This is a genomic window from Sphingomonas hankookensis, from assembly GCF_001619955.1.
Taxonomy (GTDB): Bacteria; Pseudomonadota; Alphaproteobacteria; order Sphingomonadales; family Sphingomonadaceae; genus Sphingomonas; species Sphingomonas hankookensis_A.
Window position 1 is genome coordinate 111,422 of the sequence record NZ_LQQO01000011.1, and the last position, 23,770, is coordinate 135,191.

19 protein-coding genes are annotated in these 23,770 nt (G+C 67.9%); 12 read left to right on the forward strand and 7 right to left on the reverse strand.

Annotation, left to right across the window (positions count from 1 at the left end):
* Positions 1-96 precede the first annotated feature (96 nt).
* The 6 genes from AVT10_RS07635 (at position 97) to AVT10_RS07660 (ending at position 7,276) form a co-directional block, all read left to right on the forward strand.
* Entirely contained in the window at positions 97-1,884 is a 1,788-nt protein-coding gene (locus tag AVT10_RS07635; RefSeq protein ID WP_066689687.1) for a M14 family metallopeptidase, read from the forward strand.
* 204 nt (positions 1,885-2,088) lie between these two features.
* Positions 2,089-2,799 carry a response regulator gene (locus AVT10_RS07640; RefSeq protein WP_066689688.1) on the forward strand — a complete coding sequence of 237 codons (711 nt, stop codon included), beginning with the start codon at positions 2,089-2,091 and terminating at the stop codon, positions 2,797-2,799.
* On the forward strand, positions 2,796-4,133 hold the full coding sequence (locus AVT10_RS07645; protein ID WP_066689689.1) for an ATP-binding protein: 1,338 nt from the start codon (positions 2,796-2,798) through the stop codon (positions 4,131-4,133). The genes AVT10_RS07640 and AVT10_RS07645 overlap by 4 nt, the downstream gene beginning before the upstream one ends.
* Positions 4,134-4,233: 100 nt before the next feature.
* The gene (locus AVT10_RS07650; protein WP_066689690.1) at positions 4,234-4,929 is read left to right on the forward strand and encodes a carbonic anhydrase; all 696 of its coding nucleotides are present in this window, start codon (positions 4,234-4,236) and stop codon (positions 4,927-4,929) included.
* A 122-nt stretch (positions 4,930-5,051) separates the two neighbouring features.
* Positions 5,052-6,644: a SulP family inorganic anion transporter gene (locus AVT10_RS07655; protein ID WP_066689691.1), complete on the forward strand. Its 1,593-nt coding sequence runs from the start codon at positions 5,052-5,054 to the stop codon at positions 6,642-6,644.
* Positions 6,641-7,276 (forward strand): carbonic anhydrase, encoded by a 636-nt coding sequence (locus AVT10_RS07660; RefSeq protein WP_066689692.1) that lies wholly within the window; start codon positions 6,641-6,643, stop codon positions 7,274-7,276. Before AVT10_RS07655 ends, AVT10_RS07660 begins: the two co-directional genes overlap by 4 nt.
* 167 nt (positions 7,277-7,443) lie before the next feature.
* Here AVT10_RS07660 and AVT10_RS07665 read toward each other — a convergent pair whose 3' ends face one another.
* Positions 7,444-8,247 carry an SDR family NAD(P)-dependent oxidoreductase gene (locus AVT10_RS07665; RefSeq protein ID WP_066689693.1) on the reverse strand — a complete coding sequence of 268 codons (804 nt, stop codon included), beginning with the start codon at positions 8,245-8,247 and terminating at the stop codon, positions 7,444-7,446.
* Between the two features lie 57 nt (positions 8,248-8,304).
* Positions 8,305-10,131 carry a glycoside hydrolase family 15 protein gene (locus AVT10_RS07670; RefSeq protein WP_066689694.1) on the reverse strand — a complete coding sequence of 609 codons (1,827 nt, stop codon included), beginning with the start codon at positions 10,129-10,131 and terminating at the stop codon, positions 8,305-8,307.
* Between the two features lie 103 nt (positions 10,132-10,234).
* Here AVT10_RS07670 and AVT10_RS07675 point away from each other — a divergent pair, with 103 nt between their 5' ends.
* Positions 10,235-11,365, forward strand: coding sequence for a Gfo/Idh/MocA family protein (locus tag AVT10_RS07675; RefSeq protein ID WP_066689695.1), 1,131 nt, complete (start codon positions 10,235-10,237; stop codon positions 11,363-11,365).
* 132 nt (positions 11,366-11,497) lie between these two features.
* Here AVT10_RS07675 and AVT10_RS07680 read toward each other — a convergent pair whose 3' ends face one another.
* Together AVT10_RS07680 and gloA are read right to left on the reverse strand one after the other, a co-directional pair.
* A complete protein-coding gene (locus AVT10_RS07680; RefSeq protein WP_066689696.1) occupies positions 11,498-12,505 on the reverse strand; it encodes a zinc-dependent alcohol dehydrogenase family protein in 1,008 nt (335 codons plus the stop codon).
* Complete coding sequence (gloA, locus tag AVT10_RS07685; RefSeq protein WP_066689697.1) at positions 12,502-13,023, reverse strand: lactoylglutathione lyase; 522 nt, start codon at positions 13,021-13,023, stop codon at positions 12,502-12,504. Before gloA ends, AVT10_RS07680 begins: the two co-directional genes overlap by 4 nt.
* Before the next feature lie 134 nt (positions 13,024-13,157).
* On the opposite strand from gloA, the gene AVT10_RS07690 reads away from it, so the two are divergent.
* Together AVT10_RS07690 and AVT10_RS07695 are read left to right on the forward strand one after the other, a co-directional pair.
* Positions 13,158-15,548, forward strand: a complete 2,391-nt coding sequence (locus AVT10_RS07690) for a M1 family metallopeptidase (protein WP_066689698.1) — start codon at positions 13,158-13,160, stop codon at positions 15,546-15,548.
* Complete coding sequence (locus AVT10_RS07695) at positions 15,545-16,021, forward strand: DUF6702 family protein (protein WP_198158523.1); 477 nt, start codon at positions 15,545-15,547, stop codon at positions 16,019-16,021. Before AVT10_RS07690 ends, AVT10_RS07695 begins: the two co-directional genes overlap by 4 nt.
* A gap of 250 nt (positions 16,022-16,271) precedes the next feature.
* Here AVT10_RS07695 and AVT10_RS07700 read toward each other — a convergent pair whose 3' ends face one another.
* Positions 16,272-16,700: a TlpA family protein disulfide reductase gene (locus AVT10_RS07700; RefSeq protein WP_157092709.1), complete on the reverse strand. Its 429-nt coding sequence runs from the start codon at positions 16,698-16,700 to the stop codon at positions 16,272-16,274.
* Positions 16,701-16,762: 62 nt separating this feature from the next.
* Here AVT10_RS07700 and AVT10_RS07705 point away from each other — a divergent pair, with 62 nt between their 5' ends.
* Entirely contained in the window at positions 16,763-18,730 is a 1,968-nt protein-coding gene (locus AVT10_RS07705; protein WP_066689701.1) for an energy transducer TonB, read from the forward strand.
* Here AVT10_RS07705 and AVT10_RS07710 read toward each other — a convergent pair.
* Positions 18,714-20,024: a sensor histidine kinase gene (locus AVT10_RS07710; protein WP_232307926.1), complete on the reverse strand. Its 1,311-nt coding sequence runs from the start codon at positions 20,022-20,024 to the stop codon at positions 18,714-18,716. The two genes, AVT10_RS07705 and AVT10_RS07710, sit on opposite strands and share 17 nt — an antisense overlap.
* Positions 20,021-20,686, reverse strand: a complete 666-nt coding sequence (locus AVT10_RS07715) for a response regulator (RefSeq protein WP_066689702.1) — start codon at positions 20,684-20,686, stop codon at positions 20,021-20,023. Before AVT10_RS07715 ends, AVT10_RS07710 begins: the two co-directional genes overlap by 4 nt.
* A gap of 307 nt (positions 20,687-20,993) precedes the next feature.
* On the opposite strand from AVT10_RS07715, the gene AVT10_RS07720 reads away from it, so the two are divergent.
* Positions 20,994-21,647 carry a hypothetical protein gene (locus AVT10_RS07720; protein ID WP_066689703.1) on the forward strand — a complete coding sequence of 218 codons (654 nt, stop codon included), beginning with the start codon at positions 20,994-20,996 and terminating at the stop codon, positions 21,645-21,647.
* Between the two features lie 734 nt (positions 21,648-22,381).
* Positions 22,382-23,653 carry an Hsp70 family protein gene (locus AVT10_RS07725; RefSeq protein ID WP_066689704.1) on the forward strand — a complete coding sequence of 424 codons (1,272 nt, stop codon included), beginning with the start codon at positions 22,382-22,384 and terminating at the stop codon, positions 23,651-23,653.
* Positions 23,654-23,770: the final 117 nt, after the last annotated feature.

Below are 23,770 nucleotides of genomic sequence, written 5' to 3' on the forward strand. Positions count from 1 at the left end.
TGTCACGGAACCGATCGTTCCGGATCGGCAATGGATAAAGTCGGCCGGCCAAGCGAGCCACTGGCATCACCGGTAACATCCGCTACCATCGCGTGCATGCGTATCCTGATCCTCGCCGCCGCGCTCCTCGCCTCGACCGCCACCGCCCAGACGCCGCTCGAAGCGCCCCTGCCCCCGGTCCGCCCGTGGCACGGTGCGAGCGAAAAGCTGGTCGCGAAGCCCGCCGATCCGTGGATCACCCCGGCGGAGGCAAGCGGGTTCGTCACCACGCCGGACTATGCCGCGACCCGCGCGTGGATCGACAAGCTCGTCGCCGCTTCTCCGCTGCTCTCGATCGAAACCTTCGGCAAAAGCCCGCAGGGGCGCGACCTCTATGCCGTCCGCGCGCACAAGCCGGTGGTCGGCGGCCCCGCGACACCGAAACCGGTCGTGCTGGTACAGGCGGGCATCCATTCCGGCGAGATCGAGGGCAAGGATGCCGGCCTGATGCTGCTGCGCGACATCGCGCTGCGCGGCAAGGACCGGCTGCTCGACAAGGTCGATCTGGTGTTCGTCCCCATCTACAATGTCGACGGCCATGAACGCTCCTCGCCGTTCAACCGCCCGAACCAGCGCGGGCCCAAGGACATGGGCTGGCGCACCACCGCGCAGAACCTGAACCTCAACCGCGACTATCTGAAGGCCGATGCGCCGGAGACGCAGGCGATGATCGGCCTGATCCGCCGGGTCGATCCGATCCTGTATCTCGACCTGCATGTCACCGACGGCATCGACCACCGCTATGACGTGACCTACGCCTTTTCCGGCTGGCGGGGCTATTATGCGCGGTCGGCGGCGATCGGGCGGTTCCTCGACACGCGGCTGCGCCCGGCGATGGACGCGGCGCTCAAGCGCAACGGCCATATTCCGGGCTATTATGTCAGCACGCTCGACAATCGCGAGCCGGAAATGGGCATGACGCAGGACGTCGACACGCCGCGTTTCTCGACCGGTTACGGCGATGTCGCGCATATCCCGACCGTGCTGGTCGAGACGCACTCGCTCAAACCCTATCGCCAGCGGGTGCTCGGCACCTATGTCTTCGTCGAGGAATCGCTGCGGCTGGCAGGCGAGCGCGTCGGCGAACTGCGCGCCGCGATCGATGCCGACCGCGCCGCCCGACCGACGACCGTCACGACGTCGTGGAAACAGACGCCCGAGCCGATCTACAGCGTCGATTTCCTCGGCCTGGCGCACGACACCTATCGCTCGCCCGCCTCGGGCCGCGACGAACTGCGCTGGCTGCCCAAACCCGTCACCTTCAAGATGCCGGTCTATGGCAGCAACCCCGACAAGACGGTTACGCTGCCCCGCGCATGGTGGGTGCCCGCCACCCTGCCGCATGTCATCGACCTGCTGAAGCTGCACGGCGTGACCATCGAACCGATCGCGGCACCGCGCACGCTCGACCTCGACATGGCGCGCGCGACCGACCCGAAGCTCGGCCGCGCCAATGAAGGCCATATCCCGCTGGAGGCGACGATCGTCCACGAACGCCGCCGCGAGACCATGCCCGTCGGGTCGGTCCGCGTGCCCGCCGACCAGCCGCTGGGCCTCCTCGCCGCCTTCCTGCTCGAACCCGAAAGCGAGGATGGCGTGCTCGCATGGAACCTCGCACCCGGCATGCTGCAACGGACCGAATATATCGAGGGCTATGCCATCGCGCCGCTCGCCGACCGGATGCTGGCGAACGCCCCGAAGCTGAAGGCGGAATTCGATGCGAAGGTCGCCGCCGACCCGGCCTTCGCCGCCGATCCCACCGCGCGGCTGCAATGGTTCTATGCCCGCACGCCCTATTATGACGAACGGTTTCTGCTGTATCCGATCGGGCGCGAGGTGAATTGACGGATTGCCCGCTCCGATGGACATAGCGGAGGAAGTGAACGAATTCCGCCAGTCAAACCTCGTCATGCCCGCGCAGGCGGGGATCCATACACGCCAAGGTCGTGGATCGAACCATAACCGCTGCGTCTATGGATTCCCGCCTCCGCGGGAATGACGATCCGAGCCGATAGGCCACGACAAGAACGCGATGGAGAGCCTGACCCCATGACCGCCCCTTCGATCATCGTCGTCGAGGACGATCCCGCCCTGCGCACACTAACCGCCCGCGCGTTGCAGGAAAATGGCTATCACGTCCGCACCTGTTCGGCCGCGCCCGAAATGTGGCTGGCGCTGGAACAAGGGCCGGTCGACCTGATCCTGCTCGACATCATGCTGCCCGGCACCAGCGGCATCGACCTGTGTCGCCAGATCCGCCAGAACAGCAGCGTGCCGATTATCTTCGTATCGGCCAAGGGCAGCGAGGTCGATCGCGTCATCGGCCTCGAACTCGGCGCCGACGATTATCTGCCCAAGCCGTTCGGCACGCGCGAGCTGATCGCCCGCGTCCGCGCCGTGCTGCGCCGCGGCGAGCTGAACGCGCAGGCGACGCAGCGCGAGGAAGGCATCTACAGCTTCGAAGGCTGGACCGCGAACGTGCCGCGCCGCGAACTGACTTCGCCGACCGGCGCGCAGGTCGACCTGACCGGTGCCGAATTCGACCTGCTGGTCGTGCTGCTCGACCATGCCCAGCGGGTCATCGCCCGCGAACGGCTGATCGAGCTGTCGCGCACCCGGCTGGGCGACAGTTCGGACCGCAGCATCGACGTGCTCATCAGCCGCCTGCGTCGCAAGCTGTCGACCGCGGGCGGCACCCCGCCGATCGTCACCGTGCGCGGCGTCGGCTATATGCTGAACGTGCCGGTGGAACGCCGTTGAAGCGTTTCACGGCGTTGCCAGTCGGGCTGATCGGCCGGATCGTCGCGATCCTGCTGCTGACCATCGTCCTCGAATTCGGCGTGTCGGTCCTGCTGTACGAACGCGCCAGCCAGTTTTCGGTGCGCGATGACGAGGCTCGCCGCCTGGCCGAACATCTCGTCATCGCCACCCGCATCGTCGAGGAACGCCCGGTCGACCAGCGCGCCGGCATGGCGACCGAGCTGACCACCGAACGCTATGCCGTGCAATGGCGCGCGACCGCACCCGAACTGCCGGCCAGCGGCACCGAGCTGCGCGAGATGGAGCAGCAGGTCCTCGCCTGGGAACCGAGCCTCGCCCCCACCGGCCTCCACCTGACCCTGATCGGCCAGGGGCGGCGATCGGTGGTCAGCGGCGCACTCCAGCTGGAGGATGGCAGCTGGCTCTATTTCCGCACCCTCGAACCGTTGCGCGCGTTCGACCTCGCCCTGGGCCGCATCCTGCTGGCGCTCATCCCGGCCATCGCGCTGATGGTGGTCGGCGGGTTGCTGATCCGCCGGACGCTGCGCCCGATGCGCCAGCTGGCCGATGCGGTCGACCGGTTCGGTCCGGGCGGCGGATCGACCCTGCCGACCATCGAGGAAGCGGGGCCGAGCGAGGTCCGCCGCCTCGTCGTCGCATTCAACGGGTTGCAGGCGCGCATCCACCGGCTGATCGACGAGCGCACCCGCGCGCTCGCCGCCGTCGGCCACGACCTGCGCACCCCGCTCGCCCGCCTGCGCCTGCGCACCGATGCCATTCCCGACCGCGACCTGCGCGACACGGTGCAGAACGACCTGGCAGAGATGGAGGCGATGGTCACCTCGCTGCTCGCCTTTCTGGGCGGGGAGAGCGAACCCGAACGCGCCGTGTTGGTCGACATTGCGGTGCTGTGCGCCAGCATCGTCGACGATGCCGCCGACCATGGCCATGACGCGACCTATGTCGGCCCCGACCATTTCGAACGCGCGGTACGCCGGTCGAATTTCCGCCGCGCCGTCGTCAACCTGGTCGAGAATGCGATCCATTATGGCGGCAGCGTCACGCTGACCCTCGCGATAGAGGATGGCGCGACGGTGATCCGGGTCGAGGATGACGGGCCGGGCATTCCCGACGAATCGCTGGCCGATGTCCTCGAACCGTTCGTCCGGCTCGACACCGCGCGCAAGCGCGACACGGTGGGCTTCGGCCTCGGCCTGTCGATCGTCCAGCGCGCGGCGGAGGCGGAGGGCGGTCGGCTGGAACTGCGCAATCGCGACAGCGGCGGGCTGTGCGCCGCAATCGTCCTGCCCGCCCCTTTCGCGCCCCGGCAATAATTCGTTACACAGCCGCCGAACGCAGCAAGATTGCGTCGTCTATACCCGATCCTTGAACCGGTGGCCCCTAAGCTGCTGAAACGGTTTGGAGGGAGAGACGATGAACGACGTGATCGGCCGGGTGTTCGGCTTCGAAAAGGATGTGTTCGGCAGCGATGCCGACCTCTATTCGAAGCTGGCGACCGACGGGCAAAGCCCCAAGGTCCTGATGATCTCCTGTTCGGATTCGCGGGTCGTTCCCGAACATATCCTGCAGGCGAAGCCGGGCGACGTCTTCGTCATCCGCAACGCCGGCAACATCGTCCCCCCCTTCACCCAGCAGAATGGCGGCACGACCTCGACGGTCGAATATGCGGTCGCGGTGCTCGGCGTCACCGACATCATCGTGTCGGGCCATTCGGGCTGCGGCGCGATGGGCGCACTGATGAAGCCGGAAACGCTCGACGGCCTGCCCAGCGTCGCCGCCTGGCTGCGCCACAGCCATGCCGCCCATTCGGTGGTCGAAAACAGCTATCCCGACCTCGACGATGCCGCCGCGGTCCGTGCCGCCAGCCTCGAAAACGTCGTGGTCCAGATTTCGCACCTGCGCACCCATCCGGCGGTCGCGTCGCGCATCGCCAAGGGCGAGCTGACGCTGCACGGCTGGTTCGTCGACATCCATGCGGGCACGATCCTCGCGCTGGACGGCGAAACCGGTCGGTTCGCGCCGATCAATGCGGACCGCCCGCTGCCGGTGGCGCTGCCCGCCGCCAAGCGCCTTGCTGCGGATTTCGTGACGGCAGAAGCCGCCGAATAACCAGTTCCTGCGGGTTGGCGGGGCGAATCTTCCCTCCCCCGTTCCGCCGGCCGTGGGTTCCGCGCCGGGCGTGCTTCCCCCAAGCACGTCCGGCGCACCCTGTTTCAAAGGCTATCGACCCTATGTCGACGCAACCTTCCCTCATCGCCAATCTGCGGCAGGACCTGCCTTCCTCGATCGTCGTCGCGCTCGTCGCCCTGCCGCTATGCCTCGGTGTCGCGCTGGCCTCGGGCGCGCCGCTCTTCTCCGGGCTGATCGCCGGGATCGTCGGCGGCATTGTCGTCGGCTCGCTCAGCAAGTCGCCCCTGTCGGTCAGCGGCCCCGCCGCCGGCCTGACCGTGATCGTGCTGGACGCGATCACCAAGCTGCCGAGCTTCGAGGCGTTCCTGCTCGCCGTGTTCCTCGCGGGCTGTATGCAGATCCTGCTCTCCTTCTCGCGGTCGGGCGTGCTGGGTGAATTCGTGCCCTCGTCGGTCATCACCGGAATGCTGGCGGCGATCGGCCTGATCCTGATCCTCAAGCAGGTGCCGCACGCCATCGGCTATGACGGCGATCCGGGCGGCGACTTCGCCTTCCGCCAGGGCGATGGCCTGAACACGTTCAACACCATCCTGTTCGTGCTGCGCGAACAGGTCGTGTGGGGTGCGGCGATCATCGCCGCGATCAGCATCGCGTTCCTGTTCTGGTGGGACAAGAACAAGCCCAAGGACGGCCCGCTGCGCTTCGTGCCCGGCCCGCTGGTCGTGGTGGTCGGATCGGTCGCGATGAACGCGCTGTTCGGCGCGGTCGCCCCGTCGATCCAGGTGAAGCCGACCCATCTGGTCAGCGTGCCGATCGCCGATGGTCTCGGCGGGTTCGTGAAGCTGTTCAGCCTGCCCGACTTCGGCCAGATCGGCAACGCGACCGTGTGGACCGTCGCCGTCACCCTCGCCATCGTCGCCAGCCTCGAATCGCTGCTGTCGGTAAAGGCGGTGGACGAACTCGATCCCAAGCGCCGCGTGACCGACAAGAACCACGAACTGCTGGCGCAGGGCGGTGGCAACATCATTTCGGGCCTGATCGGCGGCCTGCCGGTGACCTCGGTCATCGTGCGCTCGTCGGCGAATGTCGACGCCAATGCCGCGTCGAAGATGTCGACGATTCTGCACGGCACCTGGCTGTTGCTGAGCGTCCTGCTGGTCCCGACGCTGCTCAACCTGATCCCGCTGTCGGCACTCGCCGCGGTGCTGATCCAGACCGGCTATAAATTGACCAAGCCAGAGCTGTTCACCAAACGCTGGAAACAGGGCATGACCCAGTTCGTGCCGTTCGTCGTCACCATCGCCGCGATCCTGTTCACCGACCTTCTGAAGGGCATCGTCATCGGGCTGGTCGTCGGCTTCATCTTCGTCATCGCCCGCAATTTCCGCCCGGCGGTGACGTTCGTCCAGGACGGCGAAGGCCCCGGCGCCAGCTGCATGGTGCGCGCCAAGCGCAACCTGTACTTCATCCACAAGGTCGAACTGACCAAGGAACTGGAAAAGGTGCCCGACGACTGCACGGTGGTGATCGACCTGTCGGCGACCAGCTATGTCGACCTCGACAATATCGACATCATCAACGGCTTCATCAAGAACGCGCAGTATCGCAACATCAATGTGCTGGTGCGCGGCGACATCGGCGACAAGACCGCGCCGCAGATCAAGGCCCCGCGCAAGGAGGTCGCCTACGCATGAGGGAATACAAGCACCTGCTCCTCGCCAACAAGGCATGGGCCGCCGAACGGCTGGAGGAAAATCCCGACTATTTCACGCGGCAGATCGTCGGGCAGCAGCCGGAATTCCTGTGGATCGGCTGTTCCGACAGCCGCGTCGCGCCGGACCAGCTGACCAATACCGAACCGGGCGGCATGTTCATCCACCGCAACATCGCCAATCTGGTCGATCCGGGCGATCAGAACCTGATGTCGGTGGTGCAGTTCGCGGTCGAGGTGCTGAAGGTCGGCCATATCATCGTGTGCGGCCATTATGCCTGTGGCGGCATCCAGGCTGCGCTGGAAGGCGGCGTCGACGGCCATGTCCATGACTGGCTGGCGATCGCACGCAATGTTGTCGACAACCACCGCGACGAACTGGACGCCCTGCCCGAGGATCAGCGCGCCAACCGCTTGGTCGAACTGAACGTCCATGACCAGCTCGTCCAGCTCGCCCGGACCGACGTGGTGCAAAAGGCATTCGCGGCCGGCCAGCCGCTCGAACTCCATGGCTGGGTCTACGACCTGCGCGATGGCCTGCTCAAGCCGTTGATGGAGATCGATGCGAACACGCCGCTGGAAGCGGTGACCAAGCCGGAGAAGGTGCTGGTCTGACCGCCCTACGTCACCCCGGGGCTTGATCCGGGTAACGAACAGGTGACCGGCGCCCCCCACACACCAACCGTACCCCCGCGAAAGCGGGGGTCCAGAGCCACGAACGCCCCGCCCGTAACTCCGGATTCCCGCCTACGCGGGAATACGCTGCGTACTTGCCAGGAACATCACCCCGCCATCGTCATCACCGACCCCGAATCCACCCGCAAATTCGCGCCGTTCACGAAGCTCGCCGGCTTCGACACCAGGAACAGGATCGCCGCCGCGACCTCCTCCGCCTTGCCGCGCCGACCCAGCGTCATGCCGGGGCGTTCTTCCTTCAGGAAGCTCTTGATCGCGCCGTCGCGGTCGGTGCCCTGCTCCTCGGCGCGCTTGTCCATCATCGCATCGGTCATCGGCGTCGCGATGAACGCGGGCGATACGCTATTCACCAGCACATTGTCGCAGCCATAGGCCTTCGACAGGCCCTTGGCCAAGTTCAGTACCCCGGCCTTCGATGCGCAATACGCCAATTCGTCGACATAGGGCTGGACCGCATCCTCCGACGCGATCAGCACGATCCGGCCGCCGCCACCCTTGCGCATCGCCGGGATCGCCTCGCGCGTCACCCGCACCGCCCCCATCAGGTTGATGTCGAGCGTCGACTGCCACCCGGCGTCGTCCACCTCCAGGAAATCGCCCGTCGCGCCGGTCACACCGGCGGCATGGACGAGGATCATCGGATCGCCCAGCTCGCTACGCACCTGCTCGAACAGCGCCTTGACGCTCGACAGGTCGGTCACGTCGGCGGCGACCGCCACGACCTCGCCATGCTCGGCCAGTTCCGCGCGCACCTGTTCCAGCGAGTCCGCATCCTGATCGCTGATCGCGACCCGCGCGCCTTCCTGCAACAGCATCCGCGCCGTCTCGCGCCCGATGCCACTATCCGCGCCCGTCACCAGTGCCAGCGCGCCGCCCAGTCCGTAATCCATGGTTCTCTCCCGTCAGGAAGCTGACCAAGCTATTGAACCGGCGAGCGGTTCCCTGCCTCAAAGTTCAGCTCCGCCGAGTGTTGCGATCGCCTGAATCAGTGCCAGATGGCTCAGCCCCTGCGGCAGATTGCCGAGATAATCGCCGGTCTTCGGATCGATCATCTCCGGCAAAATCCCGGTGCCATGCTTCAGCCCGTCCATCGCCGCCGCCAGCGCCGCCTCGGCCCGGTCGTGCTGGCCGAGGATCGCGCGCGCCTCGACCATCCAGAAGGTGCAGGCGAGGAAGCACCCTTCTTCCTGCTCCATCCCCGTGTAGCGATAGTGGAACGCCCCGGCGCCGAGCTCCCGGTCGATCGCGTCCAGCGTCCGCGCCAGCCGGTCCTGCCCGTCGAAGCGGAACCGCACCGCCAGCGCCAGCGACGCGTCCAGCCCCTTGGCGCCCGGATAGCAGAGATACGCCCCCCGCTCCTCGTCCCAGCAATGCTCGCCGATCCAGTCCATGATCCGGTCGCGTTCGCGCGCCCAGCGGTCGCGGCAAGTCGTCGGAATCTGCCCGGCATCGGCCAGCTCGACCGCGCGTTGCAGCGCCTGCCAGCAACTGATCTTCGACATGGTGTAATGCTGCACCTCGGTCAGTTCCCAGATGCCGGCATCCTTCTGTCGCCAGCGATCCGCGCACAGATCGGCGAGGTGCGACAGGGTCGCCGCGCTCTGCCCGTCGAGGATGTTACCGCACGCCACGAACCGCTCGGCCGTCTCGAAGATGTCGCCATAAATGCCGTGCTGATGCTGGTCGGTCGCCAGGTTCCCGGTCACCACCGGCTTCGACCCGCAATAGCCCGGAATGTCGATCTCGCGCACTTCGGGCACCGGATCGCCGCCCAGCGTGTAGCAGACCTTCGGCACCCCCTGCCCCAGACGCTTCAACAGCCAGGTAAAGCCCGCCTTCGCCTCGGCATGGGCGCCAATGCGCAGGAACGCCTTGATCGTGTAGCCTGCGTCGCGGATCCACGCATAGCGATAGTCCCAGTTCTTCGGCCCCCCGACCTTTTCGGGTAGCGAGGTCGTGGCCGCCGCGACGATCGCCCCGGTCGGCGAATAGAGCAGCAGCTTGAGCGCCAGTGCGCTGCGGATCGCCAGCGCCCGCCGCGCCCCGTCACAATGCAGCTGTCCCGACCAGTCGAGCGCCTGCGTCCAGTCGCGCCATTCCTTGTCGGACAGGTCGATGCGCCCATCGATCGCCTCGATCGGTGGCACGACCAGCGGCTCGTCGGCACCCGCCACGATCCCGACCGTCGCCCGCTGCCCTTGCGACACCGCGATCCGCCCGTCGATCCCGTCATCGCCCTGCCGTTCGATGACGACATGATCGCTGCACCGGACCAGCCCCAGCACTGCGCCGACATGAAACACGTCATGCCCGCCGGCCCGCGCAAAATAGGGGCTGACCGTATCCGCCCGCCGCCCGAAGCGCAGCGTCAGCGCGAACGCGACATGCCCGTCCAGCCCCTCGACCCGCCGCGCCAGTTCGGCCCAAGGCAGCCGCCCCGCCGTGCCGCTGTTCAGGCTCTCGGTCAGTTTCGCCCGGCCCGTCGCGGTCGTGAAGATCGTCTCCAGCACATTGCTGTCGTCGCGATAGCGCTGCTCGCTGGTAAACGCCTCGGTCGGCGTGATCGCAAAATAGCCGCCCAGCGTCCCGTCGAGCAGCCGGTCGAACAGGGCGGGCGAATCCATGTTCGGCACGCACCACCAGTCGATCGACCCGTCCGCCCCCGACAGCACCACCGCGCGTCCGTCGCCCAGCGCGCCATAGCGGGCGAGCGGCAGATAGCCCTCGGCATCGCGGAGCATGGCGGGATCGGCGGCGCAAGATCGGAACAGCATGAAACCGATAACCCATGATAAGGGCCAAATGTCCGAAAGGGCGGGAGAATGTCCGCGCGGCGTGCGTTGGCGCCCCATTCCCATCCCCACGGAGAAGCCATCCATGAGCATCGCGTCCGCCTTCGGGCTAGGCAAGAAGGTCCGCTACGCCGTCGTCGGCGCGGGCGACATCACCCAGCGCTCGATGCTGCCCGGCATCAAGCATACCGGCAATTCCAAGCTGGTCGCGATCGTCACCGGCGATGCGGAGAAGGCGGCGGCGCTGGCCGAGATGTACGGCGTCGACGCGACCTATGATTACGACCAGTTCCACGAACTGCTGGCGTCCGGCACGATCGATGCGATCTATCTCGGCACGCCCAACTGGCGCCATGCCGAATTCGCCATTCCGGCGCTCGCCGCCGGCATCCACGTCCTGTGCGAGAAGCCACTGGAAATCTCGGTCGAACAGGGCCGCGCCATCGCGGCGGCGCAGGCGGCGTCGTCGGCCAAGCTGATGACCGCCTACCGCCTGCACTTCGAACCCGGCACGCTGGCGGCGATCGACATGGTGCGCGACGGCAAGCTTGGCGACCTCGTGACCTTCTCGGCAACGTTCAGCCAGTCGCTCGACCCCGACAACCACCGCGCCAAGCACGGCATCGTCGCGGGGCCGCTGTTCGACATGGGTCCCTACCCGATCAACGCCATCCGCTATCTGTTCGGCGAGGAACCCATCGCGGTGGAATCGGCGGTCGCGACCCGGCAGGCGGCTGCGGGCTTCGGCGATCTGGACGATACCTTCGCGGTCGTGCTGCGCATGCCCGGCGACCGTCTGGCGAGCTTCACCGTCAGCTATTATGCCGGCAATGTCGACCACCTGACCATCGCCGGGACCAAGGGCAGCATCCATATCGACCCCGCCTTCGGCTATGGCGATACCCAGCATCAGACGATCACGATCGGCACCGACAAGCGCGAAGAGAAGTTCAAACCGACCGACCAATTCGGCGGCGAGATGAAATATTTTTCCGACTGCATCCTGAACGGCGACGATCCCGAGCCGGACGCGGAGGAAGGCATTGCCGACCTGCGCGTGATCGAAGGCATCGTCGAGGCGCTCAAGACCGGCCGCCGCGTCGACCTGCCCCCCTTCGAACGCCGCCGCCGCATCAACACCGCGACGCAGAAGCAGACGCTGTCCCCGATCACCCCGCCGGAGACGGTGAAGGCGAAGTCGCCCAGCGGGAATTGAGCGGGTTCCCGTAGAGTAACCGTACCCCCGCGCAGGCGGGGGTCCAGGGTCACAAACGCAACCATTTCGCTGCTTGGCTCTGGCCCCCCGCCTGCGCGGGGGTACGGCATGGGTGAGGGTTAGACGATGCCCCTACCACCCCACCCCGATCTTCCCGAAATGGTCGCCGCCCTCCTGATACCGGAACGCCTCGGCCAGTTCCTCCAACCCGAACCGCCGATCCACCACCGGCCGGAACCCCATCGCGTCCAGCGCGCGCACAAACTCCTGCTGCTCGCGCCGGCTGCCGACGATCAGCCCCTGCAACCGCGCCTGCTTCGCCATCAGCGCGGCGGTCGGCACCTCGCCACCCATGCCGGTCAGCACGCCGATCAGCGAGATATGCCCGCCGACCCGGACCGCCGCGATCGACTGCGCCAGTGTCGCCGGACCGCCGACCTCGACCACATGGTCGACCCCGCGCCCTCCGGCCCAGTTGGCGACGGTCACACCCCAGTCGTCGTCGCTGCGATAATTGACGGTAAAGTCCGCCCCCAACGCCTTGGCCCGCGCCAGTTTTTCGTCGCTGGACGAGGTGATGGCGACCATCGCCCCCATCGCCTTGGCGATCTGCAACGCCCAGATCGACACGCCACCGGTGCCCAGCAGCAGCACCCGGTCGCCGGCCTTCAAGGCGCCATCGACGACCAGCGCCCGCCATGCGGTGAGGCCGGCGGTGGTGATCGTCGCCGCCTCGACCGCATCCCAGCCCTTGGGCGCGAGCGTAAAGGCCGTCGCCGGCAGCACGACCACCTCCTGCGCGAACCCGTCGATGCCATCGCCGGGCGTCCGCGCGAAATCGCCGACGGTCGGCCCGCCATCCTGCCAATCCGGAAAGAAGCACGACACGACCATGTCGCCCACCGCAAAGTCGGTGACGCCCCCGCCCACCGCCTCCACGACACCAGCGCCATCGGCCATCGGCACCCGGCCGTCGGCGGCGGGCGACTTCCCGCTCACCACGATATAGTCGTGGAAATTGAGCGAACTACCGTGCAGCGCCACGCGGATTTCGCCCGCCCCCGGCTGCCCCGGATCGGCGCGATCGACAACCTCCAGCCGGTCCAGCCCGCCGGGCGCGCGCAATGCGACCGCCTTCATGCGTCGTCTCCCGCGTCGACCACCGCCTGTGTCATGCCATTCGGCGACAGGATTTCGATCCAGTAACCGTCCGGATCGGTGATGAAGGCGATGTCCTTCATCCGCCCTTCGTCCGGCCGCTTGCGGAACGTCACACCCAGCTCCTCGAACCGCGCACACGCCGCGGCGACGTCGGGCACGCTGATCCCGATATGGCCGAAGCCGCGCGGATCGTCGTTACCGCTGTGATAGCCGGCAAAGTCGGGATCGTCCTCGGTCCCCCAGTTATGCGTCAATTCCAGCGTCGTCTCGCGGGTGAACACGAACCGCGCCCGCTCCTTCGGGTCGCTCGGCACGCTCTCCCCGTCGCGCAGGAAGCCGAGAAAATAAAGCGAGAACGCCGCCTCCTCGAAATCCAGTTTCTGCAACAACGTCATGCCCAGCACGTCCTGATAGAAGGCGAGGCTGGCGCTGGGGTCGCGAACGCGCAGCATCGTCTGGTTCAGCGTGAAGCCTTCGGTTCCGGCGGGTCGGGTCATGGCAGTTTCCTTGATTTCAACGCCGCCGCAAACGCATGGGCGGCGATTTCGTCGCCCGTGGCGCGACAGCGGATGGTTGACGTGTCTGGTATCCGGCGTAACGATACAGTGTTACGTTCGAAAGGCCCGCCCGCTTGTCCGCTGCCCCCCGCCTCGCGCTGATCGCGCTGCTGCTCAGCACCACTCCCGCCCTTGCCGACCCGATCCGCCAGACCAAGGGCGACTGGCAGGACAAGTTCCGCCAGCTGGAGGGGGAGGACTGGCCGACCCCGACCGATTACCGCAACGCATCGGGCGCGCCGGGCTATCGCTACTGGCAGCAAAAGGTCGATTACGACGTCAAGGTGTCGCTCAACGAAGTGACGAAGGTCGTGACCGGCACGGAAACGATCCGCTACCGCAACAACTCACCCGATGCGCTGCCCTATCTCTGGCTGCTGCTCGACCAGAACCAGTATAAGCGGTCGTCGATCGCGCAGATGACGCAGACCGTGCCCGATGCGACGTCGATCAGCATCGGCGAGATCCGCCGGGCGGAAGCGATGAAGACGTGGGAAGGCGGCTTCACCATTTCGGCGGTGCGCGGCCCCGATGGTCAGCCGCTCGCCCACCGCGTCACCGACACGCTGCTGCGCATCGAACTGCCGCAGCCGGTCGCCGGCAATGGCGGGGAGGTCACGCTGTCGATCGACTGGTCGTTCCCGATGGCGGAGCAAAAGGTCGTCGACGGCCGCTCGGGCTATGAATGCTTCACCGGACAGGGTGAGGACGGCAACTGCATCTTCGAAGGGGCGCAGTGGTTCCCGCGCCTCGCCGTCTATTCGGACTATGAAGGCTGGCATAACAAGGCGTTCCTCGACGCCGGCGAATTCACCCTCGAATTCGGCGACTACAAGGTCGCGCTGACCGTGCCGGCCGATCACGTCGTCTCGGCGACCGGCGTGCTACAGAACCCCGATCAGGTGCTGACCGCCACCCAGCGCCAGCGTCTGGAAGCGGCCAAGTCGGCCACCGCGCCGATGTACATCGTCACCCCGGAAGAAGCGCTCGCCGCCGAACGCGGTCGCGCCTCGGGGACCAAGACCTGGACCTTCGCCGCACAGAATGTCCGCGACTTCGGCTGGGCATCGTCACGCAAGTTCGCATGGGACGCGATGAACGTGCGACAGGATTATGCCGCCAATCCCAACGTCATGGCGATGTCCTTCTATCCGAAGGAAGCGCGCCCGCTGTGGGATGCCTATTCGACCAAGGCGATCGCCCACACCATCGACGTCTATGGCAAGTTCGCCTTCCCCTATCCCTATCCGGTGGCGCAGTCGGTCAACGGCCCCGTCGGCGGCATGGAATATCCGATGATCACCTTCAACGGGCCGCGCCCGGTGAAGGACGCCAAGACCGGCCAGCTGACCTACACCGAACGCGCCAAGACCGGCCTCATCGGCGTGGTGATCCACGAGGTCGGCCACGACTGGTTCCCGATGATCGTCAACAGTGACGAACGCCAATGGACATGGATGGACGAGGGGCTGAACACCTTCCTCCAGTTCCAGGCCGAAAAACTATGGGACAAGGATTTCCCGTCGCGGCGTGGCGAGCCGAAGGACATTGCCGAGTACATGCTCTCCGACAATCAGGTTCCCCTGATGACCCAGTCGGACTCGGTGCTGCAATTCGGTGCCAACGGCTATGGCAAGCCCGCCACCGCGCTCACCATCCTGCGTGAGACGGTGCTGGGCCGCGAGCTGTTCGACCGCGCCTTCCGCGAATACGCGGCCCGCTGGCGCTTCAAGCGGCCGACGCCCTACGACTTCTTCCGTACCATGGAGGAAAGTTCGGGCGTCGATCTCGACTGGTTCTGGCGCGGCTGGTTCTATTCGACCGACCATGTCGACATCGCGCTCGACAAGGTGGTCGAGGGCCGCATCGCCGGCGGCGATCTGGAGGCGAATGCCCGCGAACGCCGCGCGCTGGCCGATGCGGAAAACACCTCGCTGACCGTGCGCAACAATGCCGGACAGCGGACCGTCACCGAACGCGACCCGTCGACGCGCGACTTCTACGACCGGCAGGACCGCTTCGCCGTCAGCCCGCAGCAGCGCCGCGACCTCGCCGAAAAGCTCGCCAAGCTGACCCCGGAGGAGCGCGCCGCGTTCCAAGTGAAGGACAAATTCTACCGCTTCTCGTTCCGCAACATCGGCGGCCTCGTCATGCCGATCCCGCTCAAGCTGACCTATAGCGACAACACGACCGAGATCGTCCGCATCCCCGCCGAGGTATGGCGCTACAATCCGAAGGCGGTGACGTGGCAGTACGTCACGGGCAAGACGATCACCGGGGCGGAGGTCGATCCGCTGCTCGAAATCGCCGATGCCGACCGGTCGAACAATGTCTATCGCGGCGCCATCCGCCCGGTCGTGCTGGAGATCGAGGATGTCGAGGATCTCGAAAACCGGATGAAGGACTTCGACGTGCAGGTGAAACCCGGCTCGCTCCAGACCTATCCCGCGCCGGTGGCGAAGTGAGGGCGCCGCTCGCCCTCCTCGCCGCTATGGCGGTGATCGCCCCGGCCCAGGCGCATCGCGGGCATGACTCGCTGGCGGTCGTGACGCTGGCCGATGGCAAGGTCACCGTGTCGCACCGGTTCGAAGCGCACGACATCGAACCCGCCTTGTCAAAGATCGCACCCGACGCGCAGGTCAGCCTCGACGATCCCAAGGCGGTCGCCGCACTACAGAATTACATCCTGCGCCGCTTCACCCTGACGATCGACGGCAAGCCCGTCCCGCTGACCCATGTCTCGACCGACCTGACCCATTCTCAGGTCCGCATTGACTATGTGGGGAAGGCGCCGCGCAAGCCGAAAACCGTCGCGGTCCGCTCGACCGTGCTGACCGACGTCTACCGCGCGCAGGTCAATCAGGTGAATGTCCGCCAGGGCAATGTGGTCAAGTCACTGACCCTGCGCGGCGGAACCGGCGGCAGCCTCACGCTCTGACACTCTGACACCACCGTCACCGAGCGCAGACGGGGGACCCGTTTCTGATCAACCGGCTAACGGGGAAAGAGGGACCTGAAAGTCTTAATGTGCCGTACCCCCGCGCAGGCGGGGGTCCAGAGCCAAGCAAAACAACGGCCTGCGTCTGGAACCCTGGACCTCCGCCTACGCGGGGGTACGCGCTACGCCAATCGACATGTACCGTCGCAACGAACTCCATCGAGTTAGGCCTCACAAAACGCGAAGTCACCTACCCCCCACACCCCGCCCGCAACGCCGCCACCCGCGCCGCGCTCAACACCCCGCGATGCACGCCACATGGCCGCCCGTCGCCACCGACCGCGACGCTGAACGGCAACCCCGCCGTCCCGCCGAACAGATCGTCGCGCATCGCCGCCATCCGCGCCGCATCGGGCACCCAGCGTTGCGCCACCGGCACCCCCGCCAGCATCGCCGCCGTCGCCCGCCCGCGATCGATCGGCACCACCAGCACCGTCCACGACCCTGCCGCCTCGCTCAACCGGGGCAGCGCCGCGATTTCGCCATGGCACGGCGCGCACCATGACGCGACGAACAACAGGATCGTGCGCGCGGGATAGGTCGGCGCCGCCGCCCCCGCCGGCACCGCCGCCAGCATCAGCGCGGCCGCCCAGCCGCCAAAGCCCGCCCAACGCTTCATCGCATCCCCCATCGACGCTGTAACATTGCCGTGCTTTGATCCTTGGAAACAGGGGGAAAAACATGCTCGATCCGATTCTGCACGGCCTGATGGCCCTCGCCCAGGCCGCGACCCCGGCCCAGCCCGCCGCCCCGGCCAAGCCCCTGACGTTGCAGGCGCAGTTCGATGCCGCCAACGCCGCCTATTCCACCCGCGACTGTGCCGAGGCACTGAAACTCTACGAGGCGCTGGAAAAGCGTACCGCGACCAACAAGAACGCGCTGCTGACCGGCGCGATCGCGGTGCGCGGCGGCATCTGCCGCGTCCGCATGGGCGAGCGCGAGGCCGGCGTCGCCGCCATCCGCCGCGGCCTGCCGACGCTTGCCGCCAAACCCGACGAATTCCGCGCCGATCTGGGGTCCGCCCATCTCGCGCTGGGCGACGCTGCCTATGACGCATTCGACTATGACGCCGCCGCCACCGCCTACCGCGCCGCGCTCGACCTCGCCAAGGGGGTCGAACGGGTCGTCCCGTTGCTCGCCCTCGCCCGCACCCTGTCGTTCGACCATGACGGCCGCGCCCTGGCCTATGCCGAGGAAGCACGCAAGCTGACCGAATCCGAGGCCAGTATCGACAAGGCGACAGTCGCCGCCGTCCAGACCCGCTATGCCCGCGTGCTTCTCAACGAAGGGCGCACCGCCGACGCCTATACCGTGCTCAAGGATTCGCTGAAGAAACAGGGCGGCCTCGACCAGAAGGTCAATCTGTCCGAAATCGCGACCCGCGCCGACCTTGCGCAGGCGGCGCTGCTGAATGGCGACCGCGAACGCGCCCGCACCTATCTCGCCTATACCGGGGCCGGCCGGCTCGAAAAGGCGCCCTTTGCCGGCGCGCGACAGATGGACCTGCCGCCGTGCGGCGGCCCCGCCGGCCTGAAGCCGACCGAAGTCGCCGTGGTCGAATTCTCGCTCGGCGACGACGGCATCGTGCGCAACGTCGCGCCGATCTACACCACCGGCAATCGCGCGGCGGCGCTCGCCTTTGCCCGCGCGGTCGGCGACTGGTCGTGGCAGCCCGAGGACGCGACCGCCATTCCCGCCTTCTGGCGGCAATCGGCACGGGTCGAACTGCGCTGTTCGACCGCCGCCCAGCGCCCGTCGATCACCCAGCCGATCGACGACGCGTTCGATACATGGCTGACGTCGAAGGGCGCGCCCGCCTTCGCCTGGGAAGAACAGCCCGCCGCCCGCGCCCTGCCGCTCGCCCGCGCCGAAGTGGCCCGCGCCCGCACCGCCGGGGACAAGGTCGCCGAACTGCGCGCGCTCGGCTGGATGTTCAATTCGCAGCTGGTCGGCGCCGAGGAAGCGCGCCCGCTGATCGCCGAGGCATTGACTCTGGCGCAGGCGACGGGTGCGCCGGCAGCGGTCGCCACCCGCTTCCGCATCAGCGACGCCTATGTCGCCGCGAAGAATTACGACCAGGTGCTCGACGGCTTCCGCACCGTCCTGCGCCGGCCGGAGGTTGCCGCCGATCCGCTGTCGGCGGCGACGGTCAGGATGATGCTGGCCAATGGCGGCAGTCAGGTCCGCTCGGCCGAACGCACGCAAATGATCGACGCGGTCCTCGCCGCGCCGCTGCCCGATACCCATCCGCTGAAGGTCGCCGCGCTGCTCAACCGCGCCGACCTGTCCGCGCAGAGCGGCGACACCGCCGCCGCCAAGGCCGCGTTCACCCGCACCGGGCTCAGCAGCGACCAGTGCGCGCTGATCGCCCCCACCCCCGCCGTCGCCAAGCAAGGTGCCACCAGCGCCCGTTATCCGACCGAAGCGTTGCAGATGGGCTTCGAAGGCTGGGCGCGGGTCGAATTCGACATCGCCGCCGACGGCCATACGCTGACCCCGCGCACCGTCGCCGCCTATCCGCCGTTCGTGTTCGGCGACGCCGCGCAGAAGATGATCGGCGCGACCCGTTTCCGCAGCAGCTTCCGCCCCGACAACAACACCGCTTGCACCGGCAACAGCCAGCGGATCGTGTTCAACCTGCCGCGCTGACCGGCAGCGTGACGGCGGCGACCAGCCCGCCGCCGTCCGCCTCGCCCAGCGTCAGCCGCCCGCCATAGAGCGCCGCCAGATCGCGCACGATGGCGAGGCCGAAGCCGTGCCCGTCGCCACGCTCGTCCAGCCGCACCCCCGGATCGGTCGCCCGCGCGCGGTCGACGGCGGGAATGCCGGGTCCGTCGTCGCTGACCGACAGCCGCACCATCGCCCCGTCGCGCACCGCCACCACCCGCACCAGCGACCGCGCATGGCGCGCGGCATTGTCGATCAAATTGCCGGCCAGCTCGTCCAGATCCGCCGCATCGACCGCGACGCTCACATCGGCGATGTCCGCCTCGACCGCCACGCCGCCGCCGCGGTGCAACGCCCGCACCACGCCGACCAGCGCCTCGACCGCCGGCCGTAACGCGGTCGCCGCACGCCGGTCGACCGCCCCACCCCGCGCCCGCGACAGATGGTGGCGGATCGTCGCATCGATCCGCTCGACCTGTCGCCGGCGGGGATCGTCGGCCAGGTCGAGCGCCAGCGTCGCCACCGGCGTCTTCAGCGCATGGGCCAGGTTCGCCGCCGACGCCCGCGCGGCTGCCAGCGCCGCCGCATTGTCGCGCACCAGCGCGTTCAGCTCGACCGCCAGCGGCCTGAGTTCCTCGGGCTGATCCTCCGGCACATCGGCAGCGGCGCCCTCGCGCACCGCCGCCACCCGCTCGCGCAACGTCCTGATCGGCCGCAGCCCCAGCCGCAGCTGCACCAACGTCACCACCGCCAGCACCAGCGCGACGATCGCCAGCGTCGCCAGCAGCGGCAGCATCGCCCCGCGCAGCGGCTGCTCGATCGCCGCGCGCGGCACCGCGACGCCCAGCCGCACCGGCCCGGCTTCACTCTCGCGGATCTGGATCAGGCCGTGCACCGGCGTGCCGTCGCCCAGCTCGGTATCGAACGGTATCCCCTCGCGCGCACCCGCCGGATGGGGGCGGGGCGGTCCCGGCACCGCGATCGGCAACATCGCGCTGCCGTACGCTCCGCCCGGCGCATCGATCGTCCATGCGCCGCCGCGCCCGAACGCTTCCTCGACCCCCGGCCGCGCGAGCAGTTCGCGGTCGACGCTGCCATCGGCGCGCACGACGGCGCTCAGCAACTGCAACCGGTCCGCCAGCCGTTCGTCGACACCATGCGTCACGAACCGCTCCAGCACATGCCCGATCGAAAATCCCGCCACCGGCAGCGCGACCAAGGTCGTCGCCACCGACAGCGCCAGCATCCGGCCATGGATCGACCGCGGCAGCCTCATCGCCCGCCCGCCGTCAGCCGATATCCCCGCCCGCGCACCGTTTCGATCAGCGACGCGCCGATCTTCTTGCGCAGCCGCCCGATGATCACCTCCAGGCTGTTGGAATCGACATCGGCATCGCCTTCATAGACCCGCTCCATCAGGTCCAGCCGCTCGATCACCGCCTCCTTCGCCAGCATCAGCGCGGCGAGCACCCGATGCTCCAGCGCGGTCAGCTTGACCGGCAGCCCGTCCAGCTCGAACACCCCGGTCTGCGTCTCAAAGGCCAGCGGCCCGCACGCGATCCGCGTCGCGCCATGCCCCGCCGACCGCCGCACCAGCGCGCGCAGCCGCATCATCAGCTCCTCGATCCGGAACGGCTTGGTCAGGAAATCATCGGCCCCGGCCTTGAACCCGGCCACCTTGTCCGACCATCCGTCGCGCGCGGTCAGCACCAGCACCGGCAGGTCGCGCCCCGCATCACGCCACCCCTTCAGCACCGCCGTCCCCTCGCGATCCGGCAGGCCCAGATCGAGCACCGCGACGTCATAGCGTTCGGTCTCGCCCAGATGTTGCGCGTCGATCCCGCTCGGCACCAGATCGACCGCGCATTGTTCGCCCCGCAGCGCCCGCGCGATGGCGGGCCCCAGATCGGGATCGTCCTCGACAAGCAGGATACGCATATTCTTGCCTCTTACCGCCACACCCCCGTTCGTGCTGAGTAGGAACTGAGCTTGTCGAGGAGGATCAGGTGAACCATGCCCCGCATGGTTCAGGATCGTCCGGGGGACGATCCGACCTGATCCTTATCGAAGCATTCCCTCGCCGGAGTCCTTCGATACATCCTTTCGACATCGCTCAATGGCTACTCAGGACGAACGGGCGTGCCAATGTCACCCCCGCCTAAACCGAAACTGAACCACCGGGTTCAGCGTGGCGAGGGCACGACTCGCTACAACGGCTCCATCGAACAACGAAGGAGTGAAGCACATGGCGAAATTCTCTTTGGGCAGCACCGGAAAGCTGGGCTTGGGCGTCGCGATCGGCCTTGCCATCGGCGCGGCGGGCGGGGCGGGCGCGGTGTCGCTGACCCGGCCGGGCGTCGAAATGGCGCCGACCGTGGCGACCCCGGTCGCCCGGCTGGCGAACAGCAGCGGCGTGGTGACGGTCAAGGGCCGCGTTGCCGAAGTCTATGGCGACCGCTTCGTGGTGCAGGACGGCAGCGGCAAGGCGATGGTCGATGGCGGCCGCGACGCGAACGTGACGAAGGGCGCGCCCATCCAGGTACAGGGCCGCTATGACGACGGACAGCTGCGCGCCTCCTATGTCGTCGACGCCGCGGGCAAGGTCACCCCGGTCGGCCCGCCCCCGCCCCGCCCCGGCAAGGGTCCCGAAGGGCGCGGCCCCGGCCCGCACGGTCCGGGTGGTCCCGAAGCCCGCGGTCCCGCTGGCCCGGGCGGCCCCGGCGGCCCGGGCTGCGCCCCCGGCGCGATGCCTCCGCCCCCGCCGCCCGCCGACGGCGCAGCCCCGCCGCCGCCGCCGGCCAACGGCCAACTCCCGCCGCCGCCGCCCGCCGGTGCCGGAGCCCCGCCGCTCGCCAATGCGCCCGCACCGGCCCCGGCAGGGGTACGAGCAACCCGCTAAACCCCAGCCGCAAACCGGACCCCGGCGAAGGCCGGGGTCCAGTCGAGGAACGCCAGCGGATCATCACCCCCGTTCCGTAACTGGACCCCGGCCTGCGCCGGGGTACGGCCCGTTGGTGGCCACCGCCCGCCCAACCATCCCGTACCCCGCGCAGGCGGGGGTCGAGGTCCGGTACGCTGGTTCCTTACCTGCGACGAGGACGTACCCCCCGCGCAGGCGGGGGTCCAGGCGCTGATCGGCACCGAGGACGTGCGGGACACGGCGTACCCCCGCGCAGGCGGGGGTCCAGGGCCAAGGTCGAACCGGCATCGTTTGCCAACCCTGGATCCCCGCCTGCGCGGCGATACGCACGTAGGTGGAACCCAAGGTACGACCGGCCACCGGCCCTGCCACCTACCGATCCAAAGCGACCCACCGATCCTGAGGATCGAAACCCCCGCCCCATCGTCACCCCGGGCTTGACCCGGGGTCCCGCTTCTTCTTCGACGGCAGCAAAAGAAGCGGGACCCGGATCAAGTCCGGGGTGAACAGACATTCAGGACTCGCCCCCCACACACCCAATCCGTGTAGGGCGCCCCACCCCCAAACCCTCCGCGCCTCTGCGCCTCTGCGCGAGATTTAAACTTCTTCTCTTCGCACGCTTGCGCCTCCGCGCGAACCAACCTTCTTCCCCAACCCCCAAGACAAACCCCCGCAACCGGTGTAGGGCGTCCCGCCCCCGCCCGGAGCCCCCCATGTCCCTCGGCCTAGATTTCGGCACCACCAATTCCGTCCTCGCCCGCGCCGATGGCGACGGCGCGACCCTCGTGCCGCTCGACGGGCCGGACGGCGCCGACGCCGTCTTCCGCTCGGCGCTGTGCTTCTGGCAGGACGACGTCCCCGGTGGCATCGCGGTAGAGGCCGGCCCCTGGGCGATCGACGAATATCTCCAGTTTCCGGAGGGCTGCCGCTTCCTGCAATCGTTCAAGTCGGTCGCCGCCAGCCCCAGCTTCGACACCGCGCCGATCTTCACCAAACGCTACCGCTTCGAGGATCTCGGCCGCGCCTTCCTCGACCGCCTCGCCGCCCGCGCGCATGGCGTCCTGCACGGCGCCACACGCATCGTCGTCGGCCGCCCGATCACTTATGCCGGCCACCGCCCCGACGAAGCGCTCGCCCGCCAGCGCTATGACGCGATGTTCGCCGCGCTGGGCGCGCAGATCGTCTATGTCTACGAACCGCTCGGCGCCGCGTTCAGCCATGCCGCGACGCTGACGGACGCGGCCACGATCCTCGTCGCCGATTTCGGCGGCGGCACCAGCGATTTCTCGGTCGTCCGACTGGAAGCGCCGGGCAGCGACCGCCGCGCCCGCCCGCTGGGTCATGCCGGTATCGGCATCGCCGGCGACCAGTTCGACCGCCGCATCCTCGACAGGCTCGTCCTGCCCCTGCTCGGCAAGGGCGGCACCTATCGTTCGTTCGACAAGGTGCTGGAAATCCCCGCCGGCCATTTCACCGACTTCACCGACTGGTCGCGCCTCGCGCTGATGCGCAACCGCAAGACCCTGGCCGAACTCGACAAATTGCGCCGCGCCGCGACCGATCCAGACGCGATCGACCGGATGATCGCGGTGATCGAGGGCGAACAGGGCTATCCGCTCTACGACGCGGTCGGACAGGTAAAGCGCGCGCTGTCGCAGGGCGACGAAGCGACGTTCGCGTTCGAAGGGGGCGGCATCGCCATTGAGGCACAGGTCACCCGCGACCAGTTCGAAGCATGGATCGCCGACGATCTTGCGCGCATCATGGCGACCGTCGACCGCGCGCTCGAGGTGGCGGGGCTCGACGCCGACGGCATCGACCGCGTGTTCCTGACCGGCGGCACCTCGCTCACCCCCGCCATCCGCCGCGCCTTTGCCGACCGCTTCGGGCAGGACCGGCTGGCGTCGGGCAACGAACTGACCTCGGTCGCCCACGGCCTCGCCCTGATCGGGCAGCAGGACGATCTGGCGGCGTGGACGGCGTAACGCTTTCCTACATGCTGCACGCCTGCCATCCTGACGCCCGCTCTTTGACAGGTCCGCCCCGCACCCCCACGCCCCACGTCACCCCGGACTCGGAGCCAGGGTCCCGCTTCCTGGCCG

Coding starts and splice junctions, on each gene's coding strand:
- AVT10_RS07640 (WP_066689688.1), top strand. CDS start 2,089: ATGACCGCCCCTTCGATCATCGTCGTCGAGGACGATCCCGCCCTGCGC.
- AVT10_RS07725 (WP_066689704.1), top strand. CDS start 22,382: ATGTCCCTCGGCCTAGATTTCGGCACCACCAATTCCGTCCTCGCCCGC.
- AVT10_RS07655 (WP_066689691.1), top strand. CDS start 5,052: ATGTCGACGCAACCTTCCCTCATCGCCAATCTGCGGCAGGACCTGCCT.
- AVT10_RS07710 (WP_232307926.1), bottom strand. CDS start 20,024: ATGAGGCTGCCGCGGTCGATCCATGGCCGGATGCTGGCGCTGTCGGTG.
- AVT10_RS07650 (WP_066689690.1), top strand. CDS start 4,234: ATGAACGACGTGATCGGCCGGGTGTTCGGCTTCGAAAAGGATGTGTTC.
- AVT10_RS07670 (WP_066689694.1), bottom strand. CDS start 10,131: ATGCTGTTCCGATCTTGCGCCGCCGATCCCGCCATGCTCCGCGATGCC.
- AVT10_RS07700 (WP_157092709.1), bottom strand. CDS start 16,700: ATGAAGCGTTGGGCGGGCTTTGGCGGCTGGGCGGCCGCGCTGATGCTG.
- AVT10_RS07705 (WP_066689701.1), top strand. CDS start 16,763: ATGCTCGATCCGATTCTGCACGGCCTGATGGCCCTCGCCCAGGCCGCG.
- AVT10_RS07675 (WP_066689695.1), top strand. CDS start 10,235: ATGAGCATCGCGTCCGCCTTCGGGCTAGGCAAGAAGGTCCGCTACGCC.
- AVT10_RS07635 (WP_066689687.1), top strand. CDS start 97: ATGCGTATCCTGATCCTCGCCGCCGCGCTCCTCGCCTCGACCGCCACC.
- AVT10_RS07720 (WP_066689703.1), top strand. CDS start 20,994: ATGGCGAAATTCTCTTTGGGCAGCACCGGAAAGCTGGGCTTGGGCGTC.
- AVT10_RS07680 (WP_066689696.1), bottom strand. CDS start 12,505: ATGAAGGCGGTCGCATTGCGCGCGCCCGGCGGGCTGGACCGGCTGGAG.
- AVT10_RS07715 (WP_066689702.1), bottom strand. CDS start 20,686: ATGCGTATCCTGCTTGTCGAGGACGATCCCGATCTGGGGCCCGCCATC.
- AVT10_RS07665 (WP_066689693.1), bottom strand. CDS start 8,247: ATGGATTACGGACTGGGCGGCGCGCTGGCACTGGTGACGGGCGCGGAT.
- AVT10_RS07660 (WP_066689692.1), top strand. CDS start 6,641: ATGAGGGAATACAAGCACCTGCTCCTCGCCAACAAGGCATGGGCCGCC.
- gloA (WP_066689697.1), bottom strand. CDS start 13,023: ATGACCCGACCCGCCGGAACCGAAGGCTTCACGCTGAACCAGACGATG.